The organism is Streptomyces sp. Xyl84 (assembly GCF_059731885.1).
In genome coordinates, this window is sequence record NZ_AP029182.1 from 1,320,457 (window position 1) to 1,336,615 (window position 16,159).

Sequence of the window (16,159 nt, forward strand, 5' to 3'; positions counted from 1 at the left end):
GACAGCCCCCCGCCGGACGGCCCCTCCCCGTCTGCCCAGCCGGTGCCTCACACGTCGGCGGAGTCCCCCGGGGTCAGCCGCAGGTGCTCGGCGCCGCCCAGGGTGCCGATCTGGTGGTCGTAGATCGGGCGGGCGAGGTCGGTCAGGAGCGCGTCGTGGATGTCGTACGCCCGCCGCGGCTCGACCTCCCTGACGTAGTCGATCACTTCCGCGATCTTGTTCCAGGGCGCCATGACCGGGAGCATCAGGGTCTCCACGGGCCGGCCGGGCACCGTGAGGGCGTCACCGGGGTGGAAGACCTTGCCGCCGTCGATCAGGTAGCCGACGTTGGTGATGCGCGGGATGTCCGGGTGGATCACGGCGTGCAGCTCGCCGTGCACCTGTACGTCGAAGCCGGCGGCGGTGAAGGTGTCGCCGTGGCCGACGGTGTGCACGCGGCCCGGGAAGGCCGCCGAGATCTTCTCCGCCACCGCCTTCAGGCTCCAGATCTCGGCACCCGGGTTCGCCTCCAGGGCGGCCCGCAGCCGGGACTCGTCGAAGTGGTCCATGTGCTCGTGCGTGATCAGGACGGCCTCGGCGCCGACCGCGGCGTCCTCCTCGCTGAAGGCGCCGGGGTCGATGACGAGCGTACGGCCGTCCTTCTCCAGGCGGACACAGGCGTGCGACTTCTTCGTGAGCTTCATGCGCCCCATCTTGCCGCGCACGCCGGGCACACGGCCTGCCCAGGGGGGTGCTCCTGGTGCCCGGCTGGACGATCACCGCGCACGCCGCGGGCCCGCCGCCCGTGCGGTGCCGCTCTGTGGACTCCGTAGGAGCGGTGTCACCCCGTAGGGGTGTCACTCCGTGAGAGTCGTCTCCTCCTGTATGACCCGCTGGGCCACACGGAAGGCGCTGCCCGCGGCGGGCATGCCGCAGTAGACCGCGGTCTGGAGCAGCACCTCCTTGATCTCGTCCGGGGTGAGGCCGTTGCGCAGGGCGGCCCGGGTGTGGGCGGCCAGGTCCTCCAGGTGACCGCCGGCGGCCAGGGCGGTGAGCGCGACGCAGCTGCGGGTGCGCCGGTCCAGACCGGGGCGGTCCCAGACACCGCCCCAGGTGGAGCGGGTGAGGAACTCCTGGAAGTCCCCCGAGAACTCGTCGGCCTGCTCCAGCTCCCGGTCCACGTGCGCGTCGCCGAGCACCTCGCGCCGGATCTTGAGACCGGTGTCGTACGGGTCCGGCCGGCCCGTGGGCTGCGGCGGCACCGCCGCCGGGGCGATCTCGGCGATCGGCGCGCTCGGCGGAGTCTGCGGCGGTGGGGCCAGCACGGGCTTGGCCGGGGCCGCGACGATCGCCATCTGCCCGGTGCTGGACTCGAAGGCGGGCTGCCAGGCCGTGGAGAAGTGCCGAACCAGCAGGTCGGTCACGGCGGCGGGCTGCTCCACCGGGACCAGGTGGGAGGCGCCGGGCACGACGGCCAGACGGGCGTCCGGGATGCCGGCGACCAGCGTACGGGCCTCGGCGGGGCCGGTGACCTGGTCGTCGGAACCGACCAGGACCAGCGTGGGCACGCCGACCCGGCCGAGTTCGGCACGGACGTCGAAGGAGGCCAGCGCCTCGCAGGCGGCGATGTAGCAGCCGGGATCGGTGGTGCGGACCATCTGCACGGCCCAGTCGGTGATCGCGGGCTGGGCAGCGGCGAACCCGGCGGTGAACCAGCGGTCCGGGGACGTACGGGCGATGGGGTCCAGCCCGTTCGTCCGGACGATCACCCCGCGCTGGCGGAACTCGTCCGCCGTGCCGAAGCGCGGCGAGGCCGCGATCAGAGCGAGGGAGGCGAGGCGCTCCGGGTGGCGCAGGGCCAGCTCGACGCCGATCGCGCCGCCGAGCGCGCAGCCTGCGTAGCCGAAGCGCTGCACGCCGAGCCCTTCGAGGGTGGCCAGCAGCCGGGAGGTCAGGTCCCCCACCGAACCGGCCGGATGGGCGGGCGCGCCGCCGTGTCCCGGCAGGTCGAACCGGAAGACACGCCACTGCTTCGTCAGCTCCGGAACCTGCCGGTCCCACATGTGCCAGGTGGTACCCAGTGAGGGACCGAGGATCAGGACGGGAGCCTCTTCCGGCCCGTCAAAGCGGTATTGCAGGGTGTTCGACGGTGTCTCACTCACGCCCCAGACCCTCTCACGTCTCACAAAATCTCACACAGCCGGGGGAAACCAGCGGCTCGATGCACCTGCGGCTCGACTCCTCGGGCACTGTCGGCGGCCTCATCGGTCGAGTCTGATCCTCTCAGTGTGCACGTGCGCCTTGACGCAGCGTGTCCTGCCGGCCGCGCTCTCACACTGTCCTCACGTCGACGCGCTGCTGCCTTCACCAGCACAGCTGTCAGCTGTGCGGAGGTCTTCCACGTCTGGCTTCACGTACCACTTTTTCGTGGTCTTCACGCTCGTATGCCCGGCCCACCGGGTGAGGATGTGGTCCGGAAAACTTGAGGTGAGACCCATTTCCTGGCTCATCGCCATGCATGTGGGTGCCCAGGGAGACAAACGGGCGTCACGGCCGACAGGCCGCCCTTTCAATCCGGTCGCTCCGGCCTTCGCCAACACCCTGCGGGACGCGACCGGCGTCCTCCTCGGCCGACTCCGGCTCACTCGCGACCGGGTGGGGCTGGTCGTGCGGGACGCGGGCCTGACGGATCGGCCGGTGGGCGACTCGTGGTGGAACGCTCCCTGTCAGCCGACCTGCTGCGCCTTGATCGGGTCGCTCACCCGAACCGTCCCGGCTGCACGGACGTCCAGGCAGACACCGAGCACGATGCCGGGGTCCGCCGGGAGTTCGTGGACGGTCGAAGTACGCGTCAGCCGGCCCGGAGACCGACCGCCAGCGTCAGTTCAAGGACCCGGTGTGGCGACGCGAGATCCGGAAAGAGCTCCCGCAGCTGCGCCATCCGGTACCGGACTGTCTGGGGATGGACGAACAACGCCGCCGCCACCTCGTCCCGCCTGCCCTGGTGCAGCAGCCACGCCCGCAACGTCTCCTCCAGCCGCCGCGCGGTCGCGACAGACAAGGTCCGCAACGGTGCGAGGGCTCGGGCACGCAGGTCTGCGAACGCGTCCACGTCGGCGCTCAGCACCAGCTCGGGCAGGTGGTCCTCGGTGTCGCGAACATCGGAGGAGAGGGAGCGCGCGCGTACGGCTCGTGCGTACGAGGCGGACGCACGAGTCCATGGCCGGGCCGGGCCGACCACTGCGGTGCGGTCGGTCAGCTGCCGCAAGAGATGTGACCGGTCGGCATCGGGGACGAGCAGCACACCGGTGGCGTCCGGCAGATCGTCGAGGACGAGGGTGCCCGGGTCGAGCGCCCGGTAGGCAGGCCGGGCCTGGGCGGCGGGCAGCAGGACCGCCGTCAGCGAATCCGGAGGCTGCCACCCGGCCCGTTGAGCGGAGGCCAGCAACACGTCCGGGCTCGCGCCCGCGAGGAGGTCGCGGGCCAGATGTTCCAGGTGGCGCTCCTGGGCCCTGCCCCGGGCGGCCAGTTCGTCGGCGTGGCCCGCGGCGCTCGCGGCGGAGAGCTCGTCGATGTAGGCGAAGGTCAGCTCGGCGAACTTGGCCACCTCGGCGGCGGGCAGACCTGCGGACACGGCACCCGCTGCCAGGCATCGCCAGGCCACGCGGGCGCCGACGCGGTAGGCGCTGAGCAGGGCGTCCATCGAACGTCCGTCGCGCACCTCGCCGCGGCCCAGCTCGTAGGCTGCGTCGCCGGCGTCGCCGCCCGTGGCGTTCCCGCTCGCGAGGTCCAGGTAGTGCCCCAGGGCGGTGCGGACGGCTCGGCGGATGGTGGCGCCCATGTGGCCCGACAGGGCGTTGGCGTAGGAGGGGACCTCGTCGATGATCGCCTGGACGACCTCGTCGGCGGTGGTCTTCAGCGCGGCCCTCAGTGCGGTGACCGTCGTCTCGTCCAGGGCCAGTTCGCTGGCCCTTCGGATTGCATGGCTCACGTCTTTGTTCCCTGCGAACAATTCAGCCGACCAGATTTACGTCCTGCGGTCAGGACTTTACGCCTTGAGGCGCAGCAAGCTGGAGTCATGACGAGTGCAGCCCTCCGCAGCAGGGCGTGGAAACTGCTGGAGATGGTCACGACGCCGCTGCTGCCGTCGGACTACCTCGACCTGGTCAGCCCACTGCGTGCGGGGGCTGACCTGCGGGGGCGCATCGAGGCCGTGCACCCCGAGACGCGTGACGCCGCGACTGTCGTGATCAGGCCGGGACGGGGCTGGCGCGGCCACACAGCCGGTCAGTACGTGCGGATCGGGGTCGACGTCGACGGGGTGCGCCTGTGGCGTGCCTACTCCATCACCTCGCCGACGAACCGCCAGGACGGCCGCGTCACGATCACCGTGAAGGCGATCCCGGACGGCAAGGTCAGCAACCACCTGGTCCGCAGGGCGAAACCGGGCATGCTGGTCCAGCTCGACCAGGCGACCGGTGACTTCGTGCTGCCGCAGGCCAAGCCCGCCAAGGTGCTCTTCCTGACGGCCGGAAGCGGCATCACGCCCGTGATGGGCATGCTGCGCGACATGGAGTTCGACGACGTCGTCATGGTCCACTGCGCACCCCAGCCGCACGACGTGATCTTCCGCAGCGAGCTGCACGACCTGGTCGCGGCCGAGAAGCTGCGGCTCACCGAGGTGCACACCGCCACCGACGGCATGCTCGACATCGCCCGTCTCGACGAACTCGTGCCCGACTGGGCCGAGCGCGAGACCTGGGCTTGCGGGCCCGCCGGCCTGCTCGACGCGGCCGAAAAGCACTGGAGCGAGCACGGCGTACAAGAGCGCCTGCACACCGAACGCTTCCGCCCCGGCATCGTCGTCGCCGGCGACGGAGGCGAGGTCACGTTCAGCGCCACCGGCAGGACCGTCGACGCGGACGGCGCCACGCCGTTGCTGGACATCGGCGAGGAGGCCGGCGTGCTCATGCCCTCGGGGTGCCGTATGGGCATCTGCTTCGGCTGCATCACGCCGCTCAAGGCGGGCGCCGTCCGCGACCTGCGCACCGGCGAGATCACCGAGGCCGAGCCGGGCGTCCTCATCCAGACCTGCGTGTCCGCCGCAGCGGGCCCCTGCGACATCGAACGGTAGGAGCACTTTGACCGCCATCGACCCCACCGACCACCTGACCGCGGAGCAGATCGAGGACCTCGGCCGTGAGCTGGACGCGATCCGCGACGCGGTGATCGCCGGCCGCGGGGAGAAAGACGCCGCCTACATCCGTAAGGTCATCTCGGCGCAGCGCAAGCTCGAGCTGGTCAGCAGGGGCGTGCTGCTGTTCTCGGTCTTCCCGCCGGCGTGGCTGCTCGGCACCGCCGGCCTGTCCGTGGCGAAGATCATGGACAACATGGAGATCGGCCACAACATCCTGCACGGCCAGTGGGACTGGATGCGGGATCCGAAGATCCACTCCACCACCTGGGAATGGGATCACGTCTCGCCGGCTGACCAGTGGAAGCACTCGCACAACGAGCTGCACCACACGTACACCAACGTGATCGGCAAGGACAACGACCTCGGCTACGGCATCATGCGCGTCGACGAGGACCAGAAGTGGCACCCGTTCCACCTCGGCCAGCCGCTGTGGAACTTCATCAACGCCTGCTTCTTCGAGTACGGCATCGCAGCTTACGACCTGGAGCTCGGCAAGAACCTGGACAAGCGGCGCCGCAAGAACCCGGAGTTCCGCGCGCGGGCCAAGGCCGTGGGCCGCAAGATCCGCAAGCAGGTGCTCAAGGATTACGTGATCCACCCGCTGCTGTCGGGCCCGTCGTTCCTCCCCACGCTCGCCGCCACGTTCACCGCGAACCTGGTCCGCAACATCTGGTCCCACTCGGTGATCATGTGCGGGCACTTCCCCGAGGGCGTGCAGGTCTTCGAGCGCCGGTCGATCAAAGGCGAGACACGCGGCCAGTGGTACCTGCGCCAGATGATGGGCTCGGCGAACATCAGCGGCAGCAGGGCCATGCACTTCATGACCGGCAACCTGTCGCATCAGATCGAGCACCACCTGTTCCCGGACCTGCCGAGCAACCGGTACGCCGAGGTCGCGGTGAAGGTGCGCGCGCTGTTCGAGAAGTACGAGCTTGAGTACGTCACCGGACCGCTGCCCAAGCAGGTGTTCTCCGCGTGGCGCAAGGTCTTCCGGCTCTCACTGCCGAACAGGAAGCCCGAGGTCAGGACGCCGAACCGTGAGCAGGAGCTCGTCGCCGCCTGATCATTACAAGCGCCTGGCTCACGAACCCGAGGTCAGGCGCCCTTGTCCGCAGGCTCCGGAGTGGCCACGCACTCCACGTGATGCGTCGGGACCCCGAAGCTTTCCAGCGCGGCATGCTCGAAGCACCACTGGCGGGCAAGCTCCTCGAAGTGCGGACCGTGGATCTTCCCGGCAACGGTGTCCGCGTTCTCGTCCCACACCCGGTCGGCCCGGCCGACCACCGGTTCCGGTTCGTGCCGCTGCATCAGCATCCGGTGCAGTCGTACGACCGGTTCGGCGATCCGGAAGACGCCGCGCCTGTCCCGTACGGCGTCCTCGACCTGTTCAAGCAGGCCGATGCCCTGGAGCCTGTAGGGCAGGTGCGCCAGGGCGCTATTCGCCCGGCCCAGTGCCCCCGCGATCTCCGACCGCCGGTGGTGTCCCGCGCTCACCACGGCCAAGAGGACCCGCACGCCCGGTCCGCCTCTCGCGGGCCCGAGGTCCCCAGGGGTCCCATGCACCCGGGACGAATCCAGACTTCCTCGCGCGAGACCACGGCAATGCCGTCCAGACCCTTGAGTCCGCCCCCGCTGTGTGCCAGCCTCCTTTTCCACAACAGCAAACATTTTGTCTGGAATTTCGAACACTTTTCGTCGGAGAGCGACAAGTGTGATCACCTCCTCCGGGAGATCGCGAGTGCTGACCGCACAGGTGTGACCCGTTGAGCGCTCCCTCCCCGAGGAAGGCCGACTTGGCCGGGGGGCGACGGACGGCCCCGGTGTTTCCCGGAGCCGGCCAACTGCGCCACGCCTTCCGACGGTGAACCAGCCCCTGCTCCCGCGCATGCGCGGGTGCCCGGGTGAACCACCCCATGCACCCCCGCCGGCTCCACCCCCACGAGCAGCCCGTTTCAGGAGGTCCACGGACGATGCCCGCACACATTCCCCCCGCACGACGAAGGCTGTGTCATCTGGCGCGCCGGTCGAGGACGTCGGCGCTCATGGCGGCCGGCGCCCTTCTCGCGCTCGCGCTCCCCCTGGTCGTCGTCGGCACGGCCCAGCCCGCGGCCGCGCTGGGCAACGGCCTGGCCCTGACGCCACAGATGGGATTCAACGACTGGAACGCCTACGGCTGCAACGTCTCCGAGTCGCTCATCAAGTCCACCGCACAGGCGATGCACACCAACGGCATGCAGGCGGCGGGCTACACGTACGTCAACATCGACGACTGCTGGATGACGCACTCCCGGGACTCCTCGGGCCGGCTGGTTCCCGATCCGGCGAAGTTCCCGGACGGCATCAAGGGGACCGCCGACTACGTCCACTCGCTCGGCCTCAAGCTGGGCATCTACGAGGACGCCGGCACCGCCACCTGCGCCGGCTACCCCGGCAGTCTCGGTCACGAGACCACCGACGCCCAGTCCTTCGCCTCCTGGGGCGTCGACTACCTGAAGTACGACAACTGCAACAACAACGGGGTGGCCGCGCAGTCCCGCTACACCGCGATGCGCGACGCCCTCGCCGCGACCGGCCGGCCCATCCTGTACAGCCTGTGCAACTGGGGCCAGGACAAGGTGTGGACCTGGGGCGCGGACGTCGGCAACAGCTGGCGCACCACCGGGGACATCACCGCCAGCTACTCCAGCATGCTCTCGATCTTCCACTCCAACGTGGGCCTGGCCTCCTACGCCGGCCCCGGCCACTGGAACGACCCGGACATGCTGGAGGTCGGCAACAGCGGCCTGTCGGACACCGAGGCCCGCTCGGAGTTCAGCCTGTGGGCGGAGATGGCGGCCCCGCTCATCGCCGGCACGAACCTGACCTCCGCCTCCTCCACCACGTTGGCCACCTACACCAACTCCCGTGTGATCGCGGTGGACCAGGACCCGCTGGGCAGGCAGGGAACCATGGTTTCCTCGTCGAACGGCCTGGACGTCCTGGCCAAACCGCTCGCGAACGGTGACGTGTCCGTCGCGCTGTTCAACGAGACCGGATCGACCGCGGCCATCAGCACCACCGCGAGCGCGGTCGGCAAGACCGGCGCCGCAGGCTACACGCTGACCGACCTGTGGTCCGGGGCGACGTCGACCACCTCGGGCACGATCAGCGCGTCGGTCCCGGCACACGGGGTTGTCATGTACAGGATGTCCGGAGGCAGCGGCACCGGCGACGGAACCACCACGGGCGAGATCCACGCGGTGGGCGCCGGCAAGTGCCTCGACGTGCCCGGCTCGGCCACCACCGCAGGCACCCAGGTCGAGATCTGGACCTGCGGCGGTGGAGCCAACCAACTCTGGACGCACACCTCGTCCCAGCAACTGACCGTCTACTCGGGCAACTCCCGGATGTGCCTGGACGCCTACGACAACCAGACCGCGCCCGGCACCAAGGCGGAGATCTGGCAGTGCAACGGCCAGGCCAACCAGCAGTGGAGGATCAACTCCGACGGCACCATCACCGGAGTCCAGTCCGGACTCTGCCTGGACGTCACCGGAGCCTCCACCGCCAACGGGGCCCTGACCGCACTGTGGACGTGCAACGGACAGAACAACCAGCGGTGGAGCCTGAGTTGAGCCTGCCAGAACGCTCGTAGGGATCGCCCGGGCCGGGCGCCGACCCCTGGAGCCCGGCCCGGCGGCACATCGTTCCCCCGCTCGTCGCCCCGCGGCGCCGTGCACGCCCGATCCCGCTGCCACCCGTGTGGACGGACCCGACCGGCAAGGGCCGGCGCCGCTGGACGATGCGCTGGAAGGCGCCACTGAACGCCTTCCAGATCGCCTCCGCGAGCGTTTCCGGCGGCCCGTGCGTCCGAGTGACTCGACCGCCACTCACCGTTTCCAGCCGATCAGTGCTGGGGGCGCGGACGCGGGTGGAACCGGGGGCGCCCCGGGGCGGACGTGCCCGAAGCGAGCTGGCCGATCTCGACGCGCGTCCTGATGGCGCGGACCACTTCGGTCAGCCCGAGGATGATGGCCATGACGCCCACCACGAGGGTGAGGGTCGCGATCGAGGCGAACGGCATGACGATCATCACGACGCCGGCCAGAGCACCGATGATCCCGAAGGCGACATGCCAGTCGCGGCCCGGCATGGCCGGGGCGGAGGCCGCAGCGGCCGTCTCCGTGGTGCCGCGCAGCAGCCAGCTGAAGCCGATCCACAGGGCGAGCAGGAGGACCGACTCCAGGGTGCCGCGGAAGCAGATCAGTCCCAGCAGGATGGAGACTGCGCCGGTGATGAAGTGCAGGACACGAAGGTGCCGTGGGACGTGGGTGCCGAAGGCGGCGGCGAGTTGGAAGACGCCTGTGGCCAGTAGGTAGACGCCGAAAAGAATGCCGACGACCCGTAGGGTCGCGCCCGGCCAGACCAGGGCGACGACGCCGAGGGCGATGGTGGCGAGGCCCATCGTGAGCAGGATCTGCCAGCCCATGTTCGCCAGGGCGGCCATGCCGTCGGCCAGGGGGCTCTCTTCTGGTCCGGTGCCGCGTGGCGGAACGGGCCTTGGGGAATCGGTGGGGGATGTCATGGCACCTGCCTCCTTCTTGAAGCAGCGCTGTTCGCATCGGTGCATGTCCGCCGGCACCCGACCACGCCGCACGTGCGTGTCGGTCGCGCTGACGTCGGTACTCATGCGTGGGGGGTGATGACGGCGCGTCCTCGGATCTTGCCGTCGTGCAGGAGCTGGTACGCCTCGGCGGCGCGTTCCAACGGAAAGTGTTCGACCAGCACCCTGATCTTTTCCTGCTGGGCGAGAGTGATCACTTCCATCAGTTCGGGGAGGGTGCCCCAGTAGGGCGAGGCGACCGAGCACTCGTGCGGCGGGCTGGTGAAGTTGACGGGCAGGGCTCCGCCGCCGAGGCCGACGATGGTCAGGTGGCCGAGCACCCTGGCCACCTGGGCAGCCATCCGCAGCGTCGGGTCGATGCCGACCATGTCCAGCACCAGTTCGGCGCCCTGCTGCCCCGTCAGGTCTCTGATGCGCGCGACCGCCTCGTCGCCCGGGGGAAGCGCTTCGTCGGCTCCCATGTGCTTGGCGGTTTCCCGCTTGCCGGAGTCGGTGTCCACGGCGACGACGGTGGTTGCCGTGGTGAGCGCGCGCAGGATCTGGATGGTCACCTGGCCGAGACCGCCGGCCCCGATGACGACCGCGGTCGAGCCCGGTCCCAGCAGGTGCAGTGACCGTTTGACGGCGTGGTAACTGGTCAGTCCGGCGTCGCTGAGGGGAGCGGCCTGGCGGGGATCGAGGGAGCCCAGGGGAATCAGGTACCGCGGGCCGGGGACGAGCAGGTACTCGGCCATTCCGCCGTCGTGACCGCCTCCCAGGCCCGGGCCCTGCCCCCCGAGCCTCTGGCAGTAGTTCTCCCGCCCCTGGCGGCAGGCGGCACAGATGCCACAGCCCCAGGAGCCGTAGACGATCACAGGGTCCCCGGGTGTGAACCCGGTGACGCCCGGTCCGAGCCGTTCCACCCATCCGGCGTTCTCGTGGCCGAGGGTGAAGGGCAGTTCGGTGGCGAGCCCTCGTGGTGGCCCGGGTGCCTCCATGATGTGCAGATCGGAGTGGCACGCACCGGCGCCTGCGACCTTCACCAGAACCTGCCCCGGTCCGGCCTCGGGCACCGGCACCTCGCGCAGCTCCGGCGGTTTCCGCCAGCCGACGAGTTGAAAAGCCCGCATGGATCCCTCACACACGTCTGGTCAGTCGCGGATGCCGTCGATGTCGACCAGGACGTGCCGCGGTCCCCGGAAGATCTGGTTGTGCCGGTACGGTGGCGGGTCCTGGACGAGCCGGGGGTTGTCCACCCGGCGGACGAACTCGCCGACCGCCACCTGGACCTCGAGCCGGGCGAGCGGGGCGCCGAAGCAGAAGTGGATGCCCTGGCTGAATCCGAGGTGCTGGTTGTCGGGGCGTTCGAAGTCGAGTTCGTCGGGGTCGGTGAACCGTTGCGGGTCGCGGTTGGCCGAGCCGTACGCCAGGAAGATCGGCGCCCCCTTGGGGATGGTGGTGCCGGCGATGTCGATGTCCTCCAGAGCGGAACGGGTGTGCCAGAACTGCACCGACGACTCGAAGCGCAGCAGTTCCTCCACCGCGGGCACGATCAGTTCCGGCCGGCGGCGCAGCTCGTCCATCGCGTCGGGGTGCCGTAGCAGGGTGAGGACGCTGTGGGCGATCAGGTTGACCGTGGTCTCGTGCCCCGCGAAGATCAGGAGCAGGGCGTTGCTCGCGAGCACGCCCTTGGTCATCCGTCCTTCCTGGCCGTCCTCGTTCACCAAGGCTGAGAGCATGCCCGGACCGGGCCGGCCGGCGTACCGGTCGAGCAGCTCGGCTGCGAACCGCCCGAAGTCCTGCACGGCTTGCCGGGCCCCGGCCAGCCGGCTCCGGACCTCTTCGGAGGCGGCCTCGGGGCCGAAGTCCAGGGCGTCCAGGGCCGTTTCTATCCAGTGGTGGAAGCGCGGCTCGTCCTCCAGCGGCACGCCCAGAACCTTGCAGATCACCGTCACCGGCAGGGGGTAGGCGAAGTCGTCGACGGCATCGATCCGGGTCTTGCCCCTCATGCCGTCCAGGAGGCCGTCCACGAGGCGGCGGATGTCGGGTTCCAGGTCGGAGATCAGGTGAGGCGCATGGGGCGGGCCGGCGAAGTGCGGCATCATCGTGCGGCGGTCCCGGTCGTGTTCGGGTGGATCGCAGCTGATGATGTTCGGCTCTGTCAGCACCTCCCTGATCGGCTCGGCCGCCTGCTCCCCCGAGTCCTCGTCACGGGCCGCGGCCGGAGCGGGGCGCTTTCGTGGATCCGAACTCACCCGGGGGTCGTGGAGCAGCGTGACGATTTCCTGGTAGGTGCTGACGACGTAGGTGCCGTCCGGCTGGCGCGCCACCGGTGTCTTGCGGAGTTCCTCGTAGAAGGGGTACGGGTTGGCGCGGTTGGCGTAGCGCAGGGCCTGCTGCCAAGGGGTTTCCTCGACCACGAGGCTCCCCTCCTTCTTCCTGTCGGTGCTGTCCGCTTGCACGCTCGGCCCGCCGGACCGGGTCAGTGGCGCCGGGGCCGGAACTCGGCCGTCCGCTCGCTCGGGGCATGGCCGGTCAGGACGACATCGGGGATCGCCGTCGGGACCCGGGGGTCCGGGAACTCGGCCGGCATCGGTTTCATGTCGGGCGGCTGGTCCCAGCCCGGCGGCGGGGGCGGGAACGGACCGGACTGCTCGATCAGCTTCCCGTAGTACTCCAGCCACTTGCCGTGGTCGAAAGCCACGGCGGCGACAATGCGGCCCCGGTGCCCGTAAGCGGCGGCAAAACGCCGGTCGGCCACGGACCCCTGGGTGAAGACGATCTCGTCGCCGAAAGGCGGCACGCCGACGGACTTGATGTTCACGCCGAACTGACCGGACCAGAACCCGGGCAGCAGCAGGTGCGGACGGTAGTGGGGTTCGAGGTTCACCATGTTGTGGGCCGCGGCCTGGGCACCGAGCACGGCGTTGTCCCAGTGCTCCATCGCGAGGAACTGGTACTCGTACAGCACATGCGGAGCGCGCGCCACGTCCCCTGCCACAAAGATGCTGTCGGTGACCACGCCGTTGATGTCGAAGGCGCGTCCCCCGGCGTCGCACCCCACCCCCCAGAACCCGGCCGCCAGCCCGGCGCCCTCCAGCCACTCCACGTTGCGGATCGACCCCAGCGAGGCCACGACCACATCGGCATCCACGGTGGATCCGTCCGACAGATGTGCCCGCCGTACGTGCCCGCCGGAGTCGCCCTCCAGCGACGACACGCCCAGCCCACAGCGCAGGTCCACACCGTGATCGCGCTGCAGCTGCGCGGCGATCTCCCCGATCACCCCGCCCAGCGCACCGACCAGCGGCGCCGAACCCCGTTCGACGACGGTCACCGGGAGGTCGAGCTCCCGGCAGACCGAGGCCACCTCCGAGCCGATGAACCCGGCGCCGATCACCAGCACCCGCGACGGCGGCTCTGCCAGCTCCTTCTGCAACTGTGCGGCATCATCACGCGAGCGAATCGTGTGTACCCCGTCCAGGGCGGCCTCGTCCGGGTCGGGCCACTGCCGCGCGCGGGTGCCCGTGGCGATCAGCAACCGGTCGTACGGCACCTGCTCTCCATTGGCCAGACGCACCTGTTTGGCGGCCCGGTCCAGCCCGACAGCGGCTACCCCGAGCCGCCAGTCCGCATCCACTTCCCGCATACGGGGCAGCTTCGTGTGGTCGGCCGGCACCCAGCCCTTGAGCACCTGCTTGGACAGCGGCGGACGGTCGTACGGCTCGTACGGCTCATCCCCGATGATGGTCAGGGAACCGGTGAAGCCCTCCTCACGCAAAGACTCCGCGGCCCGCAGCCCAGCCAGGGAAGCCCCCACGATGACGATCCGGCCGCCGGCCCGGAACGCGCGCACCAGCTCCGCGACCGTAGCCCGCAAAGTCATGGCGCCTCGCCCCGTTCCTCGCCGTCCGAGCGGCCGATCATGATCGCCTGCACCGGGCACGCCGCAGCGGCTCGCTCGACCTGCAGGCGCCGCTCGTCATCAGGGTTCGGCTCATAGGTGAGCGCCTCCTGACCGTTCAGCCGGAAGACCTCGTGCGCAAGGTACACACACTGTGCGTAGCCCTGACATCTGTTCAGGTCCACGACGATTCGCATGGGCGGACTCCTTCGGGCAGGCGCGCTTCTCAGGAGGCAGGAGACTCCCCCGACGTGCGGCCCCGTGATGGACCGCACGTCGTCACGCTCAGTTGATTTCTCGATCAGTGGCTGCCACCACCGTGGCCTCCCCCACCACCGCCATAGCCGCCATGGTCACCGCCGCCGTAACCACCGTGATCGCCGCCATAGCCGCCGTGGTCACCGCCGCCGTAACCACCGTGGTCACCGCGACCGCCATAGCCGCCGTGGTCGCCGCCATAGCCACCGTGGTCACCGCCATAGCCACCGTGGTCACCGCCATAGCCACCGTGGTCACCGCCATAGCCACCGTGGTCACCGCCATAGCCACCGTGGTCACCGCCATAGCCGTAACCGTCGTCATCGTCGTCGCTCCACCAGCCGTGACCGCCGTGATCGCTGCTGTAGGAGCTGTCGTAGCCATGTTCCGAGGCGAAGGCGCTGCCCGCCGTGCCGATCGCCGCTGCACCGGTCAGCAGCAGGCCCGAAGCGGACAACGCGACCAGACGCCGAATGCGCTGAGTTCGCATGGGAATACCTTTCGTCTCCATCGTCTTTCGCGGGTCCCGTCAGGGAGGCGCGAGGCGGATGGCCGTCGCCGGGCCCGACAGCGGGGAACGGCGCGGTTCTCAGGTGTCACCGCAGCGGTATGGAAAGAACGACCTCTTCACCGGTCTCTCCCGGCGCCCTGAGCATCATTCACTTGATCGGGCGTGGTGACTCGGGAGGCCGGGAAGCCTGTGAGCCCAAGGCACAGGGCGTGTCGTTCGCTGCGGCCTCGCTCAGAAAGCCTAGTCCCGCTTGCGCTGCACGGCATGTCGAGCGAAACCCTGCGTGGCCGGTCAGCAGTGACAAGGGGCGATATGCGGGCGGGATGAAATGACCGCACAGTGAAATGCATGGTCGTGCGAGCGCGATGGGTGGACCAGGACCAGCAGAACCGGTGGCTGGTGTCGATCCCGATTGCGCTGATCGTGCTGATCACGGTCGCCGACGTCCCCTCCCCCACCAGCATCCACCTCGGGCCGCTCCTGGTGATCGCTCCCGCTCTCGCGCCGTCCTTCGCCGGGCCGAGGACCACCGCGGCGGTCGGTGCCCTCGCCGTCGCCGCCCAGGTCTTCATCGCGGGCCTGCACGGCGGGCTGACCACCAGCAACCATCTGGCCCAGATCGCCGCGCTGGCCCTGCTGTCGGTGCTGATCGTGCTGTTCACCACGGTCCGCGAACGCCGCCGCCACCTGCTGGCCCGCGCGCTATCGGTGTCCGAGGCCGCCCAACGCGCCCTCCTACGCCCTCTGCCGGAACGTATCGGAGCACTGCAGATCGCCTGCCGCTATCTGGCCGCCGAGGAAGAGACACAGATCGGCGGCGACCTCTACACCGCAACCCGCGCCGACCACACCACCCGCCTGCTGATCGGTGACGTACGCGGCAAAGGTCTGGCCGCGGTCGGTGAAGCCGCCCTCCTGCTCAGCGCCTTCCGCCTCACCGCCGCCGGCCACCCGAGCCTGCCCGGTCTCGCCACCACCCTGGACAACCACGTCCACCGCTACCTCACCGACTTCTCCGCCACCGACGACGAGACGGGCGAACACTTCATCACCGCGCTCTTCCTCGACCTGCCGGACGACGAACCCCTTGCCCGTCTGACCAACTGCGGGCACCCCCCACCCCTGCTCCTGCGGCCGGGCCAGGAGCCCCGGCCGATCGCCGCCGATGCGGCGCCGCCCCTGGGCGTGCGCCTCACCTCGGCCAACCCTCACGTTGAGACCACCGTGCCCTTCGACACCGGAGACACCCTGCTGCTGTACACCGACGGCGTGATCGAGGCCCGCGACACCTCCGGTGCCTTCTACCCGCTGACCGAGCGCGCAGCTCGCTGGGCCCACTGCCCTCCGACCGCACTGGTCAAGCACCTGCGCCGCGACTTGCTCACTCACACCGGAGGTCGCCTGGACGACGACGCCGCCCTCGTCGCAGTCCACCGCGTCCCGCACCTTCACAAGACATCAGACATGATCTGATCCATCGATTCGCGTGTCGCACGGCCGTCAGACGCGGCCAGGGACGCTCATGCCGTTCGAAGGCCAGGCTCCGGCCAGTCCGTAACGGAATTCCTGCAGCGCCGGTGCGGCGGGCGTGCTTCGGCAGCACCGCGGGGCGGAAGGTGCCCGGCCGGTCCCGGGGCCCCGCACGATGACGGTGCCGACCTCCGTCATCATCTTCTCGGGCACTCCACGCCGCCCTCTACGGAGACCTGGGATCTCACTGGCTGTAGG

At 69.7% G+C, this 16,159-nt stretch carries 14 protein-coding genes and 1 pseudogene; 4 read left to right on the top strand and 11 right to left on the bottom strand.

The window, feature by feature from the left end:
• Positions 1-47: 47 nt before the first annotated feature.
• The 3 genes from AC6I72_RS05680 to AC6I72_RS05690 all read right to left on the bottom strand — a co-directional run bounded on the left by AC6I72_RS05680 (position 48) and on the right by AC6I72_RS05690 (position 3,970).
• Positions 48-683, bottom strand: a complete 636-nt coding sequence (locus AC6I72_RS05680) for an MBL fold metallo-hydrolase (RefSeq protein ID WP_497999766.1) — start codon at positions 681-683, stop codon at positions 48-50.
• Positions 684-836: 153 nt separating this feature from the next.
• A complete protein-coding gene (pcaDC, locus tag AC6I72_RS05685) occupies positions 837-2,141 on the bottom strand; it encodes a bifunctional 3-oxoadipate enol-lactonase/4-carboxymuconolactone decarboxylase PcaDC (protein ID WP_497999767.1) in 1,305 nt (434 codons plus the stop codon).
• Between the two features lie 689 nt (positions 2,142-2,830).
• Positions 2,831-3,970 (bottom strand): PucR family transcriptional regulator, encoded by a 1,140-nt coding sequence (locus tag AC6I72_RS05690; RefSeq protein ID WP_497999768.1) that lies wholly within the window; start codon positions 3,968-3,970, stop codon positions 2,831-2,833.
• Positions 3,971-4,102: 132 nt separating this feature from the next.
• Between AC6I72_RS05690 and AC6I72_RS05695 the strand changes: the two genes are divergently transcribed.
• Entirely contained in the window at positions 4,103-5,113 is a 1,011-nt protein-coding gene (locus AC6I72_RS05695) for a ferredoxin reductase (protein WP_498004603.1), read from the top strand.
• 7 nt (positions 5,114-5,120) lie between these two features.
• Positions 5,121-6,239, top strand: a complete 1,119-nt coding sequence (locus tag AC6I72_RS05700) for a fatty acid desaturase family protein (RefSeq protein ID WP_497999769.1) — start codon at positions 5,121-5,123, stop codon at positions 6,237-6,239.
• 32 nt (positions 6,240-6,271) lie between these two features.
• On the opposite strand, the gene AC6I72_RS05705 is transcribed toward AC6I72_RS05700, so the two are convergent.
• On the bottom strand, positions 6,272-6,691 hold the full coding sequence (locus AC6I72_RS05705; protein WP_497999770.1) for a hypothetical protein: 420 nt from the start codon (positions 6,689-6,691) through the stop codon (positions 6,272-6,274).
• 527 nt (positions 6,692-7,218) lie between these two features.
• Between AC6I72_RS05705 and AC6I72_RS05710 the strand changes: the two genes are divergently transcribed.
• Positions 7,219-8,790, top strand: a complete 1,572-nt coding sequence (locus AC6I72_RS05710) for a glycoside hydrolase family 27 protein (RefSeq protein WP_497999771.1) — start codon at positions 7,219-7,221, stop codon at positions 8,788-8,790.
• A gap of 272 nt (positions 8,791-9,062) precedes the next feature.
• On the opposite strand, the gene AC6I72_RS05715 is transcribed toward AC6I72_RS05710, so the two are convergent.
• From AC6I72_RS05715 to AC6I72_RS05740, 6 genes are all read right to left on the bottom strand, one after another.
• Positions 9,063-9,740: an HdeD family acid-resistance protein gene (locus AC6I72_RS05715; RefSeq protein WP_497999772.1), complete on the bottom strand. Its 678-nt coding sequence runs from the start codon at positions 9,738-9,740 to the stop codon at positions 9,063-9,065.
• A 101-nt stretch (positions 9,741-9,841) separates the two neighbouring features.
• The gene (locus tag AC6I72_RS05720; RefSeq protein WP_497999773.1) at positions 9,842-10,888 is read right to left on the bottom strand and encodes an NAD(P)-dependent alcohol dehydrogenase; all 1,047 of its coding nucleotides are present in this window, start codon (positions 10,886-10,888) and stop codon (positions 9,842-9,844) included.
• Positions 10,889-10,909: 21 nt separating this feature from the next.
• The gene (locus AC6I72_RS05725; RefSeq protein ID WP_497999774.1) at positions 10,910-12,178 is read right to left on the bottom strand and encodes a cytochrome P450; all 1,269 of its coding nucleotides are present in this window, start codon (positions 12,176-12,178) and stop codon (positions 10,910-10,912) included.
• 62 nt (positions 12,179-12,240) lie between these two features.
• Positions 12,241-13,644, bottom strand: a complete 1,404-nt coding sequence (locus AC6I72_RS05730) for an NAD(P)/FAD-dependent oxidoreductase (RefSeq protein ID WP_497999775.1) — start codon at positions 13,642-13,644, stop codon at positions 12,241-12,243.
• Complete coding sequence (locus AC6I72_RS05735) at positions 13,641-13,859, bottom strand: ferredoxin (protein ID WP_497999776.1); 219 nt, start codon at positions 13,857-13,859, stop codon at positions 13,641-13,643. Before AC6I72_RS05735 ends, AC6I72_RS05730 begins: the two co-directional genes overlap by 4 nt.
• Before the next feature lie 104 nt (positions 13,860-13,963).
• Entirely contained in the window at positions 13,964-14,410 is a 447-nt protein-coding gene (locus AC6I72_RS05740) for a hypothetical protein (protein WP_497999777.1), read from the bottom strand.
• A gap of 369 nt (positions 14,411-14,779) precedes the next feature.
• Here AC6I72_RS05740 and AC6I72_RS05745 point away from each other — a divergent pair, with 369 nt between their 5' ends.
• The gene (locus AC6I72_RS05745; protein ID WP_497999778.1) at positions 14,780-15,904 is read left to right on the top strand and encodes a PP2C family protein-serine/threonine phosphatase; all 1,125 of its coding nucleotides are present in this window, start codon (positions 14,780-14,782) and stop codon (positions 15,902-15,904) included.
• Positions 15,905-16,001: 97 nt separating this feature from the next.
• On the opposite strand, the pseudogene AC6I72_RS05750 reads toward AC6I72_RS05745, so the two are convergent.
• Positions 16,002-16,132: pseudogene (locus tag AC6I72_RS05750) on the bottom strand (transposase); the annotation flags it as partial.
• Between the last annotated feature and the right edge of the window lie 27 nt (positions 16,133-16,159).

Bases quoted from the DNA above. Each gene is read 5' to 3' on its own strand.
- AC6I72_RS05715 (WP_497999772.1), bottom strand. From the start codon at position 9,740: ATGACATCCCCCACCGATTCCCCAAGGCCCGTTCCGCCACGCGGCACC.
- AC6I72_RS05745 (WP_497999778.1), top strand. From the start codon at position 14,780: ATGGTCGTGCGAGCGCGATGGGTGGACCAGGACCAGCAGAACCGGTGG.
- AC6I72_RS05695 (WP_498004603.1), top strand. From the start codon at position 4,103: ATGGTCACGACGCCGCTGCTGCCGTCGGACTACCTCGACCTGGTCAGC.
- AC6I72_RS05730 (WP_497999775.1), bottom strand. From the start codon at position 13,644: ATGACTTTGCGGGCTACGGTCGCGGAGCTGGTGCGCGCGTTCCGGGCC.
- AC6I72_RS05680 (WP_497999766.1), bottom strand. From the start codon at position 683: ATGAAGCTCACGAAGAAGTCGCACGCCTGTGTCCGCCTGGAGAAGGAC.
- AC6I72_RS05710 (WP_497999771.1), top strand. From the start codon at position 7,219: ATGGCGGCCGGCGCCCTTCTCGCGCTCGCGCTCCCCCTGGTCGTCGTC.
- AC6I72_RS05720 (WP_497999773.1), bottom strand. From the start codon at position 10,888: ATGCGGGCTTTTCAACTCGTCGGCTGGCGGAAACCGCCGGAGCTGCGC.
- AC6I72_RS05740 (WP_497999777.1), bottom strand. From the start codon at position 14,410: ATGCGAACTCAGCGCATTCGGCGTCTGGTCGCGTTGTCCGCTTCGGGC.
- AC6I72_RS05735 (WP_497999776.1), bottom strand. From the start codon at position 13,859: ATGCGAATCGTCGTGGACCTGAACAGATGTCAGGGCTACGCACAGTGT.